The sequence below is a fragment of the Tichowtungia aerotolerans genome (assembly GCF_009905215.1).
Lineage (GTDB): Bacteria > Verrucomicrobiota > Kiritimatiellia > Kiritimatiellales > Tichowtungiaceae > Tichowtungia > Tichowtungia aerotolerans.
In genome coordinates this window covers 954999-971449 of the sequence record NZ_CP047593.1, presented here as the reverse complement: position 1 = coordinate 971449, position 16451 = coordinate 954999, and the positions used below count along the sequence as shown (strand labels likewise).

Sequence of the window (16451 nt, the reverse complement as noted above, 5' to 3'; positions counted from 1 at the left end):
TAAAAATGACAGACCTGAACACAAAAACAATTTCTGAATTGAGCGAACTGCTGGCCGCCGGGGAGTGTACCTCCGTCGACATCGTCAATGATGTGCTGTCCGCTATCGATGAACGCGATGGCCGGGTTGGTGCTTATCTGACCCTTGATCGTGAAGCTGCGCTGGAGCAGGCCGAGGCCGCTGACGAGGCGCGCGCCGGTGGACAAACCGGAGCTTTGCTGGGCATTCCGCTGGCGATTAAGGACCTCCTGAACGTGAAAGGGCAGCCCTGTACCTGTGCTTCTAAAATGCTGGAGGGCTACACCGCTCCGTATGACGCCACGGTCATCGCCAGGCTGCGCGAAGCCGGCGCCATTCTGCTGGGGCGCGTCAATATGGATGAGTTTGCAATGGGGTCGAGCACAGAAAATTCGGCGCTCGGAAAAACCTGCAATCCCTGGAATTTCGATCACGTGCCCGGCGGATCCTCCGGCGGGTCCGCCGCCAGCGTTGCAGCGGACGAAGCCATTGCGTCGCTCGGTTCAGACACCGGCGGATCCATCCGCCAGCCCGCCGCCTTCTGCGGCTGCGTCGGCCTCAAACCGACCTACGGGATGGTGTCGCGTTACGGCCTGACCGCATTCGCCTCTTCGCTCGATCAGATCGGTCCGGTTACCAAGACGGTTAAAGATGCCGCGCTGCTTCTCGAAGCGATTGCCGGGCACGACCAAAAAGATTCCACATCGGTCGATGTGGACGTTCCAATGTTTGGAAAAAAACTGACAGACGACCACAGTCTCGCCGGCATGAAGCTCGGCCTGCCGAAAGAATATTTTGTGGAAGGCATGGATCCGGAAGTGGAGCAAGCGGTGCGCGATGCCGTCGAGCATTGTAAAAACCTCGGCGCAGAAATCGTCGATGTCAGCCTGCCGAATGCGAAATATGCAATTGCTGTGTACTACATTATTGCCACCGCCGAAGCCTCCGCCAACCTCGCGCGCTTCGACGGCATCCGCTACGGCATGCGCCTCGACGGAAAAGATCCGATTGAGCTTTACGGCAAAACCCGCGCCGCCGGATTCGGCTCTGAAGTGAAACGCCGCATTATTCTCGGCACCTACGTTCTGAGCAGCGGTTACTACGATGCCTATTACCTGCGCGCCCAGAAGGTGCGGACACTCATTCGCAACGACTTCATCGAAGCTTTCAGACAGTGCGACGCCATTATTGCTCCGGTTACGCCGACCCCTGCTTATAAGATCGGTGAGAAGAGCGCGGACCCGCTCAAGATGTACCTCGACGATATTCTGACGACGCCGGTCAATCTGGCGGGCATTTGCGGCATGAGCATTCCGTGCGGGTTTTCATCCGGCGGCCTGCCGATCGGCCTGCAGATTCTCGGTGACTCGTTCAAAGAGGAGAATATTCTCAAAGTCGGCCACGCCTACGAGCAGACCACCGACTGGCACAAACGGAAGCCTGCGATTCAGCCGGTCTGATCCGGTTGATCAGCCGTTCTGTGGCGGTCGATCCGAGCGGTTCTGCCTGATGACCGACCGGAGAGAAACTGTCTGCTAAGTCTGGAAAGTTTTTCAGGAATCTATATTCTGTGCGGGATATGGATACCAAATATTACGTTACCACCCCGATTTATTATGTGAACGACAAGCCGCATATCGGCCATGCGTACACTACGATTCTTGCGGACGTGCTGGCTAACTACCACCGCCTGCTTGGAACGCCGACCTATTTTCTGACCGGCACGGATGAGCATGGGCAGAAAGTGCAGCAGGCGGCGGAGAAAAACGGAATCAGTGCTCAGGAGCAGTGCGACCAGACGGTGGTGCGCTTCCAGGAACTCTGGAAACGGCTCGAAATCTCCAACGACGATTTCATTCGTACCACCGAATATCGCCACAAAAAGATTGTGCAGGAGGTTCTTCAGGATCTCTATGATCGTGATGAAATTTATCGCGCAGAGTACGAGGGGTGGTACTGCGTCGGCTGCGAACGCTTCTTTACGGAAAAAGATCTCGTTGAGGGCAATTGCCCCGAGTGCGGGCGAAAAGTCGATGCCATCGTCGAAACCAATTATTTTTTCCGGATGAGCCACTATCAGCAGTGGCTCATCGAATACATCGAAACCCATCCTGAATTCATTCAGCCCGATTTCCGTGCCAACGAGACGCTCGGGTTCCTGAAAAACAATGAGCTTCAGGATCTCTGTATTTCCCGTCCGAAAAGCCGTCTGGCGTGGGGCATTGAGCTTCCGTTTGACAGCGATTTTGTCACCTACGTCTGGTTCGATGCGCTTCTGAACTACATCACCGCCATTGGCTATAAATCCGATGACGACATGTTCAAAAAATGGTGGCCGGTTAATCATCAGCTGATCGGGAAGGATATTCTCACCACGCATACTGTCTATTGGCCGACCATGCTCAAGGCCATGGGGGTTGAGCTGCCCAAAACGGTTTTCGCTCACGGATGGTGGCTGACCGGTCGCACCAAAATGAGCAAGAGTCTCGGCAATGTGGTCAACCCCATGGAAATGATTGACCGCTACGGCGTCGATGCCTTCCGCTATTTCCTGATTGCGGAAATGACGCTCGGACAGGATGCCTCTTTCACGGAGGAAGCCTTTGTGCGTCGTTACAACTCAGATCTCGCCAACGACCTCGGGAACCTGCTCAGCCGCACCTCCAACATGCTGGGACGCTATTGTGACGGGAAATTTCCAGCCATTGGAAACGATGCTGTTGCCGACGGTCCTGAAAAAGAACTGTGGGATGCCGTGCAGCAGGCGGTGACGGACATGGAAGCGAGTATCGGCTCCATGCACCTGAACGGCGGCATTGCTTCGGTGCTCGCCGCCGTCCGCAAGGTGAACCAGTATTTCGAAATCAAACAGCCGTGGACCCTCGCGAAAGAGGGCAGGACGGAAGAGGTGGAAACAACTCTGGCAGTGGCGGCTGAGGCGCTGCGTGTCAGTTCTGCGCTGCTGTATCCCGTCATGCCTGAGCGCATGGGAGAACTGCGTACGCTGTTTGGTCTTGGCATGCCCGATATGGAACACCTCCGCGTGTTTGGGGTCATTAAAGCCGGGAGCGAGGTCCCGAAAACGGATCCCCTGTTCCCGAGGGTGGAGCTGCCGAAAGAAGAGAAGCCGCCGAAACCATCTGAAAAGGAAAATGCAGTGACTGAGAAACAGGAAAAGCCCGAAGGCGTTATCACCTACGACGATGTCATGAACGTGAAACTGCGCACAGCCAAAATTCTGGAAGCTGAAAAAGTGGAAGGTGCGGACAAGCTGCTCAAGCTGCAGGTGGAGGTCGGCGAAGAAAAACGCCAGCTGATCGCCGGTATTGCCCAGCACTACAGCGCGGAAGAGGTGGTCGGAAAAACAATTGTGATTGTCGCCAACCTGAAGCCGGCCAAAATCCGCGGCGTTGAATCCCAGGGCATGCTGCTGTGTGCGTCGGTCGGCAAAGAGCTTCGTCTGATCACCGTTGATGGCGAACTTCCGGCCAGCGGCGCGGCTGTAAAATAGCGGTTTTTATTAATGTTTTTTAGGGTTTTCCGTTGCAGAAAAACTGGATAAACCCTTGCGTGTGTTTCGCTCATCCGTATAACAGAGGGTTCCGGCAGAACTGATTCTGTTGGGATATTCTGTTTCTGATTCAGAAAATAGCGGAGAAAAAACACACAAAAGGAGAGTTGGTTTGCTGTTTAAACAAAACCGGAACACACAAAAAAGCACGTATTATTTTATTGTTTCATTTTTACTTTGTTTGTCGTCGTCGTCGTTTGCGACAGACGGGCTTTATGCCGGGCCGGTACGTATCGGTGGTGCTGCCCGTGTCAACTATTCCTATCGGGATTGGGATGAAGACTACAAGGAGCAGGGCGAGTTCGGTCTGGATACTCTGCGAATCAATCTCGACCTGAAGACCAATAACCTGATCGGTTCTCTCGAATACCGTTATTACCGGGACAAGCATGCCGACGGGCATGACTACCATATGCTCCATCACGGCTGGTTGGGCTGGGAGGAAAAGGACTGGCAGGTGCAGGTCGGGGTGCATCAGGTTCCTTTCGGGATCCTTCCTTGGGCATCGCATAACTACTTTTTCCAGATGGCCTACTATGTCGGCCTCGAGGATGACTATGATTTCGGTGTGAAATATATTCGCGACAGCGGTCCGTGGAATGTTCAGCTGGCCTACTATGTGGAAGACGAAGGCAGCTGGGGCGGCGACAGCGACGACAGCGCCCGTTATTCAATCGATCCGGTGGATGAAGGCGGTGCCGGTACGGAAGAACAGCATCAGGGAAACATTCGCGTTGCATATACGGTTGAGCACAGCGAAACCCACACCAGTGAGTTCGGAGCCTCGCTTCAGGTGGGCGGACTTCACAACGAAAACAGCGGTGATGACGGAACGCACTATGCTGCTGCGCTGCATTTGAATGAAACCTGCGGCCGATGGAACCTGATGCTGGAAGCCCTTCGTTATGAATATTCCGCGCTGAGCGGTGATCCCGGCGGCGGAAGAACCATTACGATGGGGTCCTATGATTATTCATATAATGTGGCTGCCGCCGGTAACATCTACAGTGCAGGTGTGGCATATGGCCTTCCGGTCGAGTGGGGGCCGATCACAAAGCTTACGTTCTACAATGATTTCAGCATCCTGCAGAAAGATGATGATGCGTTTTCAGACAGTATGCAGAACATTCTGGGCTGTTCTGTTTCCGCGGGGCGCTTCTTTACGTATATCGACATCGCTTCGGGAAAAAACCAGCCGTGGCTGGGGCCGAACTGGACTGATGGTCTGGGCCAGGGCGGTGATGACGGCTGGTCGACCCGCTTTAATGTCAATATCGGCTTCTATTTTTAATCTCAGACCGGGGAGAGCTCATGAGTATTATAAAGGTCAATGGCCTGTTTAAGATTTTCGGACCCGACCCGCAACGGGTTTTTCCGATGATTGAAAAGGGCCTGACAAAAAACAAGATTCTGGACAAGACCGGATGCGGTATCGGGATTAACAACGCTTCGTTCGAGATTCGCAAAAAAGAAATCTTCGTTCTGATGGGGCTGTCCGGCAGCGGAAAATCTACGGTAATCCGCTGCCTGAACCGCCTGATCGATCCGACGCGCGGCGAAATTCTGATTGACGGTCAGGACATCATGAAAATGAGCAAGGAGGAGCTGCTGCAGGTGCGGCGCTCCAAACTCTCAATGGTGTTTCAGCACTTTGGTCTTCTGCCGCACCGCTCCGTGATTCGCAATGTGGAATACGGATTGGAAGTGGCCGGTACGCCGGCTGCCGAAGCTCGCAAAAGTGCCGAGGAGGCTCTGGAGCTGGTCGGTCTCAAAGGCTATGAAGACAGCATGCCCGACGAGTTGAGTGGTGGAATGCAGCAGCGCGTAGGCCTCGCCCGCGCGCTGGCCAGTAATCCGGAAGTGCTGCTGATGGACGAAGCCTTCAGTGCGCTCGATCCGCTGATCCGAACGCAAATGCAGGACGAACTGCTCGAACTGCAGTCGCGTATGCATAAAACCATTGTTTTTATCACGCACGATCTGGATGAAGCACTCAAGCTCGGCGATCGTATCGGGATCATGAAGGACGGTTCCATTGTGCAGATCGGAACCCCGGAAGAGATTCTGACGAACCCGGCCGATGAGTATGTGGAACGTTTTGTCGAAAATGTGGACCGCAGTAAGGTGATTGCCGCTTCGTCGCTGATGCGCAAGGCCCGCACGATTACGGTTCCGAAAGATGGGTCGCACGTTGCTGTTCGCGCAATGGAAAAGCAGGGGATCTCTTCCATCTTTGCAGTCGATGCGGATCGTCGGTTGCAGGGGCTGCTCACGGTGGATGATGCCGTCAAACTCGAACGGGCGAAAAAACAGGATGTAACGGAAGCACTTCAGACCGATCTCTTTGTGGCCGGTCCGGACACGCCGATTGCCGACCTGCTGACCACCGCAATGAACACCCGTTATCCCATCGCCATTCAGGACGATGACGGCCGGCTTCTCGGACTGCTCGATCGCGCGGCCATTCTGGCGGAAATGTATGAAGACAGCGGTGAAGAGCAAGCCGTGACCCCGCTTGAAGAGGTGCTTGCAGAGGCCGAAGAGGCCAAGGACGGTGACGCATGACGATTCCAAAAATTCCTGTTGGAGAAATGTTTGAGTCGTTGATCAATTGGTTTACAGACAACCTCGAAATGGTGTTCGACAGCATCGGGAACACGGTCACGGCAATCCTGGCCGGGTTGAAGTTCCTGCTTCTTCTACCCCATCCGCTTCTGATGATTGTGCTTCTGACGGCATTGGCCTGGTGGACCGCGAAGCGTGGCGTTGCAATCTTTACAGTGCTGGGCATGCTGCTGATTTACAACATGGGCTACTGGACCGCCACGATGGAGACACTCTCTCTGGTGCTTGCCTCGGTGCTGATTGCGCTGTTCATCGGCGTCCCGCTCGGTATCTGGTCCGCTAAAAGTGATGTGGTCGAACGCATTGTCCGTCCGGTTCTTGACTTTATGCAGACGCTTCCCGCCTTTGTGTACCTGATTCCGGCGGTTTTGTTTTTCAAACTCGGCGAGGTCCCCGGCGTGATTGCCACGCTGATTTTCTCGCTGCCGCCCGCGGTTCGGCTGACCAGTCTTGGAATCCGGCAGGTTCCATCGGAAATTCATGAAGCCGCCATTTCGTTTGGCTCCAACCCGCGGCAGTTGCTGTTTAAAGCGGAACTGCCGGTGGCGCTGCCGACGATCATGGCCGGAGTCAACCAGACCATTATGCTGGCGTTGTCCATGGTGGTGATTTCCGGAATGATCGGTGCCGGAGGTCTGGGAAACGAAGTGCTCAAAGGAATTACGCAGCTTAAAATTGATATCGGGTTCGAAGCCGGGATTTCAATCGTCATTCTGGCGATCTTTCTGGACCGTGTCACCCAGAGCCTGACGCATTCTGACCAATAAAATAAATATCGACCACAAAACTACAGGAGATACACAGCATGAAAAAACAACTTTTGATTCTCGCGACCGGCCTTGGACTGGGTGCATTGATGCTCAGCGGCTGCAACCCGCAGACCGTTTCGGGAAAAACAGCGGAGCTGGTTTATGTGAACTGGGCCGAAGGAGTGGCTTACACCCATTTGGCCGAAGCCGTTCTTACAGAAAAAATGGGCTATGATGTCAAGCTGACCGCCGCGGATGTTGCGCCGGGTTATACCGCCGTTGCTCAGGGCAGCCATGATGCTTTCATGGAGTGCTGGCGCGAGCTGCATCAGGACTACCTCGACCGGTACAGCGATGATCTGGTCAGTCTCGGGACGATCTATGAGGGAACAGAAACCGGCCTTGCGGTTCCCGCCTACGTCACCATCGATAAAATTTCTGAACTCGAAGAAAACGCGGACAAGTTCGGCGGACACATCACCGGCATCGATGCCGGTGCCGGTGTGATGAAAAAAACAGAAGATGAACTGATCCCGGCATATGGGCTCAAAAGCATCAAACTGATGGCATCCAGTGGTCCGGCAATGACTGCCGCGCTTGCCGACGCGGTGAAAAACAAAGAGTGGATCGTGGTTACCGCCTGGAAGCCGCATTGGATGTTCGGGCGCTGGGATATGAAATTCCTCGAACAGGATGATGACCAGGTCATATGGGGAAAAGGTAATATCGAACTCATTGGCCGTGCGGATCTCGAAGAAGATAAGCCTGAGCTGGCACAGTTCCTGAAAAACATGTACCTGACCGATGCCGAACTTTCGGACCTGATGGTTAAGGTGAATGACTCTGATGAGGATGTCTCTACAGTTGCCAAAAAATGGATGCAGGAAAACGAAGAGGTAATCAGCGACTGGATCCCTCAGTCATAAACTCGCCAGGTTGGCATCTGGAAAACGCTTCGAGGGGGTTCTTCGAAGCGTTTTTTCGTGCATTGAAGAACGCTTTATTGTAGCAAGGCACGCTATGAAAACACTGATTCTGGTTCGACATGGCGAGTTTATGCACAAAGATCCTTTTGTGCCCGATATCGGCCGTCCGATGACGCGCAAAGGCCGTCGTGACCTGCAGGCCGTGGCCGCCCGGTTTGCCGAACTGAATATTGTGCCGGACCTGATTGTCACCAGCCCGGCCCGCCGGACCGGTGAAACCGCTGAGATTTTCGGCAGAAAGGTGGGGCTTTCGCGCGATCAGATGCAGGTGAATGAAGACCTGTTCGAAGCGGAGAAACGGGAAATCCTGCGGGTTGTCCATCTCCTGGATGACAAACTGGATACGGTCATGCTGGTTGGGCACGATCCCGCCATGAGTTCCATGCTGCATCACCTTGTGAATGCGGATGTCTACAAGCTGAAGTTTGCATCTTTTGCTGTGCTGAATATTTCAGGCCGGTGGCGCGATGCATCCTTCGGGCGTGCCGAACTTGTACATCTGGATGTTCCCAGGCCGGTGCCGGTGAAAATCGGCTGGCGCGAAAAGCTGGCTTGCTGGAAGCGTGAGCGGATCCAGAAGCTTGAGGTGTTTTCTGTTTTTATGGTGTGTCTGCTGCTGATTCTGGCGGCTGTCGCGGCGATGATCTATTTCACGGCGCATAAAGCCTCCGGCGGCACGCCTTAGCAGGAGCGTTTTGAACCGCTTCATCGTTTCCTGCTGGATCCTGCCCATGCAATGGCGGAGCGCTCACACCAGCGAGCGCGGCAACAAACTTCGGCGGCAAAGGCCATAAGGTGGGACCCCCATCTCTTAAATGGGTGTTTTGAAAGCGTTTGAGGCAGTGCTGCGGCGGATCATGAAAAAGTATGAGCTGGCGAAGGAGGATATGGCGCTGTGCTACGAGGCGGGACCGACAGGGTTCGTACTGGCAAGACGTCTTATTAAACTGGGGTTTGAGTGCATTGTGGTTGCGCCGTCGAAGATCCCGACGCAGTCCGGCGATCGGGTCAAGACGGACCGACGCGACGCCCGCAAGCTCGCACGGCCCTATCGTGCCGGCGAGTTGGAAGGCATTCATATTCTTTCCGTCGAAGACGAGGTGATCCGCGATGTATGCCGGGGACGAACCGATGCGGTCAACTCCATGGCCCGGACGAAGAAACAGCTGCTCTCCTTTTTGCTTCGGAATGGATACCGCTACAAAGGGAAAGCTCATTGGGGCGAGCCGCACATGCGTTACCTGCGGGAACTTGTACTGGCCGATCCAGCGCAAAAAGTGGTTCTGGAAGAGTATCTTCAACGGATCGATTTTGCAGTCAAACAGGTCGAACGCATTGACGGGCAGATGGAAGCCCTTTTACAGACCTGGTCTCGCAAGCCACTGGTCGAAGCTCTAATGGGGTTCAAGGGTTTTAAACGAACAGCGGCGATGGTGATCGTCAGCGAAATCGGACACTTTGGTCGATTCGAACATCCCAAACAGCTAATGGCCTATCTCGGGCTGGTTCCATCGGAGGACTCCTCCGGTGGCCGAAGACGACAGGGCTCCATTACCAAGTGCGGCAACTCTCACGCGCGTTGGATGCTGGTTGAATCAGCCGAGCATTATCGAAAGCCGCCCAAAATAGCCAAAGGACTCTCCGTGCGTCAGGAAGGGCTTTCTCGGGAGGTGAAAATCATCAGCTGGCATGCCCAGAATCGATTAAACAAACGCTGGAATAAACTGATCTTCCGGGGAATGCACCCGAACAAAATCCGGGTTGCCGTTGCCCGTGAACTCTCCTCATATATTTGGGATCTGGCGAAGATCGTCGGATAAAACTTTTTCCAGAATCGAACCCGGGGGTACGGAAACGAGAGTTGCAGAGGCCGGTACTTGATGAACGTTATGAGCTAAGCCATGAATGCCTGACGGGGCAACGGTGAGTGCTCGCCACCCAGACAAAGAACAAGGCCGCGGTGATCAAAGAAAATGTGGTACCCAGTCCACGGATATGAGCATACCCTGCATGCGGAAACAACCGCTCACCCTGCGTGCGCTCTTCCGGCCCCCGGGAACGATCGGAAGACCCTTTCCCAAACATTGGGAAATGTGGGTCTGAACTTTTTTTGCCTTGTTGACAAAGCTTCAGCCATATGAACGTCAAAAGTGAGCTTCGGAAAAGGCCGTGCCGACTTCCACTCTGCGCGAACTTTTGATTTTAAAAATCACCACCGGGGTTTTCCGTAAGTTCCACTTTCTGGTTAGATGAGATTTTTTACCACATACTCTCGCCCTGCCTTACACAATCCGTATTTAGCTGGAGATGCAACTCCGGAGACAAACCCTCGCGTTCCTCCCTGCATTCGTCTAATCATGTCGTGTTCAGAAAGCAGGTCAAAGTGATACCTCACAATTGATGTTTGAATGTTTAGTTCACGAGCAATTAGTTCGGCAGGAATCGAATCATGGACGTCAAAGAATAATTTTAGAATAGCGTCGGTCGTATCGTCAAAACCTTCAGGTTTAGAGGTGCCATCAGACTGCGATTCCAGAAGAGACTCTAATTGTTTTCGTAAGTCATAGTTCTCTGATTTTAATGAGGAATTTTCACTGGTTAGATCATCAACTTTTTCGTCTAGCAGGTTGATTTTTTCTTTGAGCAAATCAATGACATCTTTGCTTAGGCCTGCTGTACCTGCGATTCTCAGTGCTTCTTTTGCTAAGTCGGATGTGCCCATATTTCTCCTTTCTTACTACATCTAACGCCTAAAAGGACCCTCGTGCCTTGTGCTTCGACCGGATCGACCCGGAGTGTCACGTAAGCTCACTTGACTTATAGGTATTCCACTTGTAATTCCGGCAGCCGGAGCGGAGAGCGAAGCGAACGCTCTGAGTGGAGGCTGCCTGAGTTCAATTTTTGTTCCTTTTTCATGTTAGTTTTGCCCCGAGGGGCACGCACCGGCTTGGTACGAACCTGACTTGATCAGCGCAGCAACGCTTGAAACCAGCCATTCGACCTCGCCGGTGTGCTTCGACCGACAACGAATACTCGGATGTCGTCAGATCATGACCGACTATAAGTCTTTCGCAGGTTCGAAGCCAGCGTGTTCCGCCAGTAAAAATGAAAGGAGTGCAGGATGAAAAATCAAGCAAAGCGTTTTGCGGCGGTCATCGGGTTTGACTGGGCGGATCTGAAGCATGACCTCTGTCTGTGGGATGCCGATTCCGAATCGACAGAGTTTTCTCAGGTTGAACATCGACCGGAGGTGATTGAGCAGTGGCTGATTACTTTACGCGAGCGTTATCCTAACCGGCAGATTGCGATTGGTCTTGAGCAGAAAAAAGGAGCCCTTGCCTATCAGTTAATGAACTGCGGATTCATAACCGTATTTGTTGTTCATCCATCCACCGTGGCAAAGATGCGTGATGCATGGAGCCCGAGCGGGGCCAAAGATGACCCGGATGATGCCGAACTGATTATGGAGATCGTTCGCGACTCAAACTATAAGCTGACGGCGTGGAAACCGGATACACCGGAAACCCGCCGATTGATGCTGCTGTGCGAACATCGGCGCAAGTTGGTTGACCTGCGCGTAAAGCTGACCAATGAACTGCGATCCTGTCTGAAAACCTACTATCCATTGGCCTGCAAGGTGGCCGGGGATAAGCTTAATGAAAAGCTGGCTCTCGATTTTATTGAACGTTGGCCAACTCTCGAGTCATTAAAACGAGCGCAACGCTCAAGTGTAAAGAGCTTCTACACCCGCCACAGCAGTCGCTATATGCAGACCATTGAAAAGCGTCTGGAGCAGATTAAACAGGCCGTGCCGGTTACGACCGATGAGGTGATCATCGACTGTTACAGCCGACAAGCTTTGAGCATAGTCGTTCAGCTGCGGGATCTGCTTAAAAGCATTCGGGACTACGACAAACACATCTATCAGGTTTATACCGATCATGAGGATGCACAGATTATTTCCAGCTTCCCGGCCACGGGTCGGGTGTTTGTACCTCGACTGATTGCGGCACTGGGAACCGACCGGGAGCGGTTTGGTTCTGCTCTGGATCTGGAGAACTACTCCGGCATGGCGCCGGTCACCGAGCGCAGTGGAAAGAGCGAATGGATACACCGGCGATGGAAGTGTTCGAACTTTATTCGTCAGAGTTTTCATGAATGGGCTGGCGAAACCACAAAGCATTCCATCTGGGCACGTGCGTTTTATATCCAGGCGCGCGAAAGGGGAATGGGACATCATCAGGCAGTTCGCGCCTTGGCATACAAGTGGATACGCATCCTCTATAAATGCTGGAAAGAGCGGGTTCCGTACGACGAACTGCATTACCTCAGCGTCCTTAAAAAACGCGGGTCGAATTTATGGAAGATTATTGCAGAACACCCCGATGCTATAAGGCTCAACGGGCCGATTGAAAGTCAGTTTTTATGTTGACGGACATCCTCAGATGGCTGGTTGGAATTAGTTTGTTTTTGAGGTGATAGAAATCATCAGCCAAATAAATACCCCTGCCGTTAATATCCCGTATGAAACCAAATTGAAAATCCAAACAGCCCTTTTGATGACTGTTCGCTCGGTGTCCTTCCAAAAGAGCTGACATAAAAGGCGTTCTGACCAAACCGAAATAAGAAAGGCGGGAATAAATAGCACCATCATTGCTGTCGGAACCATCCAGTTTAAATGCTCTTCATACGGAAGTAACCATGCCGCTTGTACGGTAACAGCTACGAGCATCGCAAGAGGGCCGCTGTACCCGCCACCTCCTGTGGTGAGCAATTGTAATCCAAGCATGAGGCCCCACGACAAAGGAACCCCTATGAGCGTTGAAACGATGTTTGCGGCTGAAACGCCTAGAGTGATCCTTTTCCAGCTTAGCCCACAGAGTCGTTTTGCTACGAATAATTCTACGACAATAACCGGAATGAGCGCTATGAGCATCAACGGCATTTCTAAGGCGATCATTGGAACGCCTGCATTAGCTATAATTGGTTGATAGATCATTTTTCAATTCCAACGTCAAAAGTGAGCTTCGGAAAAGGCCGTGCCGACTTTCGCTCTGTGCGAACTTTTGATTTTAAAAATCACCACCGGGGTTTTCCGTAAGTTCAACTTTCTGGTTGGAATTTTTTGTTTTACCGGAGTTTAAATATGCACCTAATGCTGAAAATCCTAGAGCAATCGGGAAGCAGAAACAAAAAACAAGGATAGACTGAAGGCTGGCATGGATTGCGATGCCCCATGGGGGTCTGGTTTCTGTTGCTGCTGTAGCCGAAAAAATAAATCGTAGTGGTGTGTTTACTATCTGGGAGACCAACAAGACTGCTGTGCCAGCAAATGCAGAATGAATTATTGAATAATTTGCCTGCGATGCTTTTGCTCCTGCCCAGATGAAAAGTGCGATATAGGCGCAAAAATAAACCAGCGGGTTCATGAGCAGGTATAGCTGAGGATAGATTTTGGGAACAGCGAGAATTAGTGGCAGAAGAACAGCCGCCCCGATACACCATCGTAATGTTTTTAAATAAATTTTCATCTATGTGATTCCAACGATCAGCATCACTCTGAACCGCCGGAGGCGGTGATAGAGTGTGGGCACTGGTTGGCAGATTTTATGTGATCTGCCAGCTTGTCTGCCAGTTCTTCGTTAATGTCATTTTCGAAATCACCTCGGTCGTATTGCTCTATAAAACGTCCTAGGCAGGACAAGGAATACGAAAGGGCCTCATCCACCTCCCCATTCTCGATCAATTTCTTCATCAGCAAGGCGTGCTTTGCTTCTGCATAAGCTTGAGAGTTCAGGTCAGTGACCTTTTTGCTTCCCGTTTTGATTGCGAACTTGCGCAGTTCCTGCAGTTCGTCTTTCGTCATTGTTTTTCCAATGGAGACGCTTTGCGTCACCAGTTCCCGAAACTCAGGAGTCCACGTTTTCTGTATTTCTTGGAATGCGCAACGGGATTGGTAGGTCGCAATTCCCCATCCGATTCCGACTCCAACGATCAGTGTTATTACTGGAATTAAATTTTTCATATTTTTTGCTGCCAACGTAACAGGCATCAGCTGCCGGGCGGCCAGCTTCGCCTGAATCAATCCAATGTCAACCCGGTCAGCTGCATGCCATTGTTAGAACTTGGAGCGACGGGGGCGCTTCAAGTTCGACTCCATTGTGTGCTTCCCCGCATCGCACAGTTTCTACGTGACGCTGTTCCAGTCGCCCCGCACAAAAAAATTCAATTAGTACCTTTCAACGTTGCGGTAATCTTAAAATCCCGGTCGCCATCAACTCCGTTATGCCGCCGGGATTTTAAGATTACCACTCAAACAACTTTTACTCAACTTGTGCGCCCCTTAACAATCATTACCGGTTCCCCACCAGAGGTTTAACCCCGTCGGTCCTTCTAACGTTTGAAAGGAGCCTCGTGAAGTGTGCTTCATCTGGGCGACGGGCGTTATCACGTAGGCTCACTTGATTTGTTCGCTGTGGTTATATTCTCAATTTTTAATTGGAATCATTAGAACTGTTCCTGGTTTAAGATGCGCCCCATCGGTGATCTTATTAATGCTCATGATTTCTTTTTGTGACACACCATACATGTTTGCAATATCGCAGATCGTCTCTTCTGGGAAGACGGCATGGGTGTAATAAGAACACTCAGTGTTATTCGTGATGCTTTGCATGGCCAATTGTCGTTGAAGCTCGATGTCATTCTCAAATGATTGAATCACCTGTCGCTCAAACTCTTTGTTGACTTTTCTTTTTTTCAGGGCTGAAAGAGTGATGCCACATACAACCGCTAATGCCAGAATACTCAGGAGAACCCATGCTATATTTTTTGTTTTCATTTTATTTCAGCGAACGTCTGAGAGGACCCTCGTGTCTTGTGGTTCAATTTTGACCGACCGGGTCATCACGTAGGGTCACTTGATTGGTTCGCTTAGTTTTTGTCTTAATGCTGTTTCAATATCATCAGGTGACCATAGTTCCCCATCAGGTCCTCGCGATACTACAATTGGTATGTTATTGATTATTTCATAATGGAACGGTTGTCCCCACGGGTCGGACAGTTTGTTTTCACGTATATATGGCCCATTCCAATTTTTAGCGCCAGAGTTTTGAGATAGGTTCAACAACTGGTCAGGGTATGCGCCTGTATCAATTCGGTACTGATCTAGGCTTGTATTGATTGCCACAATATCAGCTTTTGTTGCGCGAGGGAAAAGTACACGCCTAGCATACTGCTTAGATGTTCCCTGTATAGGTGTGCACAAAACTATCAGCAGAACGATTATCGCCGCACCAAGGAGGCCAATTCCTATTTTTAGTTTTATACTCATATTGCTAGCGAACGTCAAAAGTGAGCTTCGGAAAAGGCCGTGCCGACTTCCGTTTGGTGCGAACTTGTGATTCTAAAAATCACCACCGGGGTTTTCCGTAAGTTCAACTTTCTGGTTCGAGTCCTTTTTTGTGTATAACTTCTCAAGCAGTTCTGTACAGCCCGCTTTCAAAAACCAAATGAGAGCAATCATTCCAAAAGCAGTAGCGAAGATAAGATTCTTAGGTTGATCGTATTTGATGCCAAGGATGAACCATGCAAGTGCAATAATCATGAACAGTACGGAGAATATCTTGGAGTTTTCTCCTCCGGACAAAAAACCTTTGGCCAGTTTCGCGCTCAGACTTAATTTGTTTTGATCCTGTTTCATATTTTGTTCTCGAACAGTGGATTAGGTCGCATTGTTTGCGACCTATTTCTTTCTTTAAGCCAGTGTTGTTTATGTGATAGGTAGCTTACCTTTTTGAAAGGTTGGTTGAAAGAAAAATGACCGGTAAAGAGTCTGTGTTTTGGGGTCGTTATGCTGATTCAGTGAATAAACACGGCCTTTCCGGATATGCGGCGGAATGGACGGCGCGCCGTGCTCAGCAGGTTGTGTATGGTCTTGAAGGGCGCAAATTATGCGAAGTCGATGCGGCCTATCTCGATCAGTACCTGAATGTGTTAGGCCGCAATGACTCTCTGCAGGACTGGCAGATGATTCAGATGGTCAGCGCATTAAAAATTCTGCTGGTTGATGTGGTTAATCTGGGTTGGGCGGATGCCGCGCTCTGGAGCCGACACATCCGGTGGCGAAGGCATCGGTCCTATTGAATTAATGTTTTGGGTTGTTCGAGCATTGCCGCAATGCGGGGTACATATGATTTTTCCACCCATGATTTTGTGAAAATAGGCCGCAGTCCGATTCTGTTTTTAGAAGCCTGCTGCCGTTTGCCTGCAGTGAACGAACCGCCTGCTCAGGCTGGACTTTTCTGATTCGCAGGAGGCCTTTTCCAAGGTTTGGAATTGGGGGACGGGCGAGGTCCCCAGAGCCCGGCCCGCGAGGATGCGGTCCCTCCATGTCTGGAATTTTTTCCAAGCCTTGGGAAAATATCGCAAAACGTCGTTTGATGCGGGGGCGTAGTAGAGATCCCGACTTTTTGCGTAGATACAAAACACCCCGCATTCTGAGAC

Annotated in this window: 17 protein-coding genes; 10 read left to right on the top strand and 7 right to left on the bottom strand. The window is 51.5% G+C overall.

The annotated features are described in order from the left end of the window. The first annotated feature begins 5 nt into the window (after positions 1-5). The 8 genes from gatA (at position 6) to GT409_RS04170 (ending at position 9769) form a co-directional block, all read left to right on the top strand. On the top strand, positions 6-1478 hold the full coding sequence (gene gatA, locus GT409_RS04205; protein ID WP_233231609.1) for an Asp-tRNA(Asn)/Glu-tRNA(Gln) amidotransferase subunit GatA: 1473 nt from the start codon (positions 6-8) through the stop codon (positions 1476-1478). Between the two features lie 68 nt (positions 1479-1546). Beyond that, on the top strand, positions 1547-3529 hold the full coding sequence (gene metG / locus GT409_RS04200; protein WP_269844999.1) for a methionine--tRNA ligase: 1983 nt from the start codon (positions 1547-1549) through the stop codon (positions 3527-3529). A gap of 172 nt (positions 3530-3701) precedes the next feature. Continuing rightward, positions 3702-4880 (top strand): hypothetical protein, encoded by a 1179-nt coding sequence (locus GT409_RS04195; RefSeq protein WP_160627239.1) that lies wholly within the window; start codon positions 3702-3704, stop codon positions 4878-4880. A gap of 20 nt (positions 4881-4900) precedes the next feature. Continuing rightward, on the top strand, positions 4901-6154 hold the full coding sequence (locus GT409_RS04190; protein ID WP_160627237.1) for a quaternary amine ABC transporter ATP-binding protein: 1254 nt from the start codon (positions 4901-4903) through the stop codon (positions 6152-6154). Next, entirely contained in the window at positions 6151-6981 is an 831-nt protein-coding gene (locus tag GT409_RS04185) for an ABC transporter permease (RefSeq protein WP_160627234.1), read from the top strand. The genes GT409_RS04190 and GT409_RS04185 overlap by 4 nt, the downstream gene beginning before the upstream one ends. Before the next feature lie 38 nt (positions 6982-7019). Further along, positions 7020-7889, top strand: a complete 870-nt coding sequence (locus GT409_RS04180; protein ID WP_160627232.1) for a glycine betaine ABC transporter substrate-binding protein — start codon at positions 7020-7022, stop codon at positions 7887-7889. Positions 7890-7983: 94 nt separating this feature from the next. Continuing rightward, positions 7984-8634, top strand: coding sequence for a SixA phosphatase family protein (locus GT409_RS04175; protein WP_160627230.1), 651 nt, complete (start codon positions 7984-7986; stop codon positions 8632-8634). Between the two features lie 172 nt (positions 8635-8806). Then, entirely contained in the window at positions 8807-9769 is a 963-nt protein-coding gene (locus tag GT409_RS04170) for an IS110 family RNA-guided transposase (RefSeq protein ID WP_160627228.1), read from the top strand. Positions 9770-10194: 425 nt separating this feature from the next. Here GT409_RS04170 and GT409_RS04165 read toward each other — a convergent pair whose 3' ends face one another. Continuing rightward, positions 10195-10671, bottom strand: coding sequence for a hypothetical protein (locus tag GT409_RS04165; RefSeq protein WP_160627226.1), 477 nt, complete (start codon positions 10669-10671; stop codon positions 10195-10197). Between the two features lie 399 nt (positions 10672-11070). On the opposite strand from GT409_RS04165, the gene GT409_RS04160 reads away from it, so the two are divergent. Continuing rightward, on the top strand, positions 11071-12381 hold the full coding sequence (locus tag GT409_RS04160; RefSeq protein WP_160627224.1) for an IS110 family RNA-guided transposase: 1311 nt from the start codon (positions 11071-11073) through the stop codon (positions 12379-12381). A 27-nt stretch (positions 12382-12408) separates the two neighbouring features. Here the strand turns inward: GT409_RS04160 and GT409_RS04155 are convergent, their stop codons facing one another. The 6 genes from GT409_RS04155 to GT409_RS04130 form a co-directional block, all read right to left on the bottom strand. After that, positions 12409-12948 (bottom strand): hypothetical protein, encoded by a 540-nt coding sequence (locus GT409_RS04155; RefSeq protein WP_160627222.1) that lies wholly within the window; start codon positions 12946-12948, stop codon positions 12409-12411. A gap of 73 nt (positions 12949-13021) precedes the next feature. Next, complete coding sequence (locus GT409_RS04150) at positions 13022-13480, bottom strand: hypothetical protein (RefSeq protein ID WP_160627220.1); 459 nt, start codon at positions 13478-13480, stop codon at positions 13022-13024. Positions 13481-13503: 23 nt separating this feature from the next. Beyond that, positions 13504-14034 carry a hypothetical protein gene (locus tag GT409_RS04145; RefSeq protein WP_160627218.1) on the bottom strand — a complete coding sequence of 177 codons (531 nt, stop codon included), beginning with the start codon at positions 14032-14034 and terminating at the stop codon, positions 13504-13506. Between the two features lie 402 nt (positions 14035-14436). Next, complete coding sequence (locus GT409_RS04140) at positions 14437-14787, bottom strand: LysM peptidoglycan-binding domain-containing protein (RefSeq protein ID WP_160627215.1); 351 nt, start codon at positions 14785-14787, stop codon at positions 14437-14439. 75 nt (positions 14788-14862) lie between these two features. Next, on the bottom strand, positions 14863-15279 hold the full coding sequence (locus GT409_RS04135; protein ID WP_160627213.1) for a type II secretion system protein GspG: 417 nt from the start codon (positions 15277-15279) through the stop codon (positions 14863-14865). A 72-nt stretch (positions 15280-15351) separates the two neighbouring features. Then, positions 15352-15648 carry a hypothetical protein gene (locus tag GT409_RS04130; protein ID WP_160627211.1) on the bottom strand — a complete coding sequence of 99 codons (297 nt, stop codon included), beginning with the start codon at positions 15646-15648 and terminating at the stop codon, positions 15352-15354. Positions 15649-15764: 116 nt separating this feature from the next. Between GT409_RS04130 and GT409_RS04125 the strand changes: the two genes are divergently transcribed. Next, positions 15765-16091, top strand: coding sequence for a hypothetical protein (locus GT409_RS04125; protein ID WP_160627209.1), 327 nt, complete (start codon positions 15765-15767; stop codon positions 16089-16091). Positions 16092-16451 lie beyond the last annotated feature (360 nt).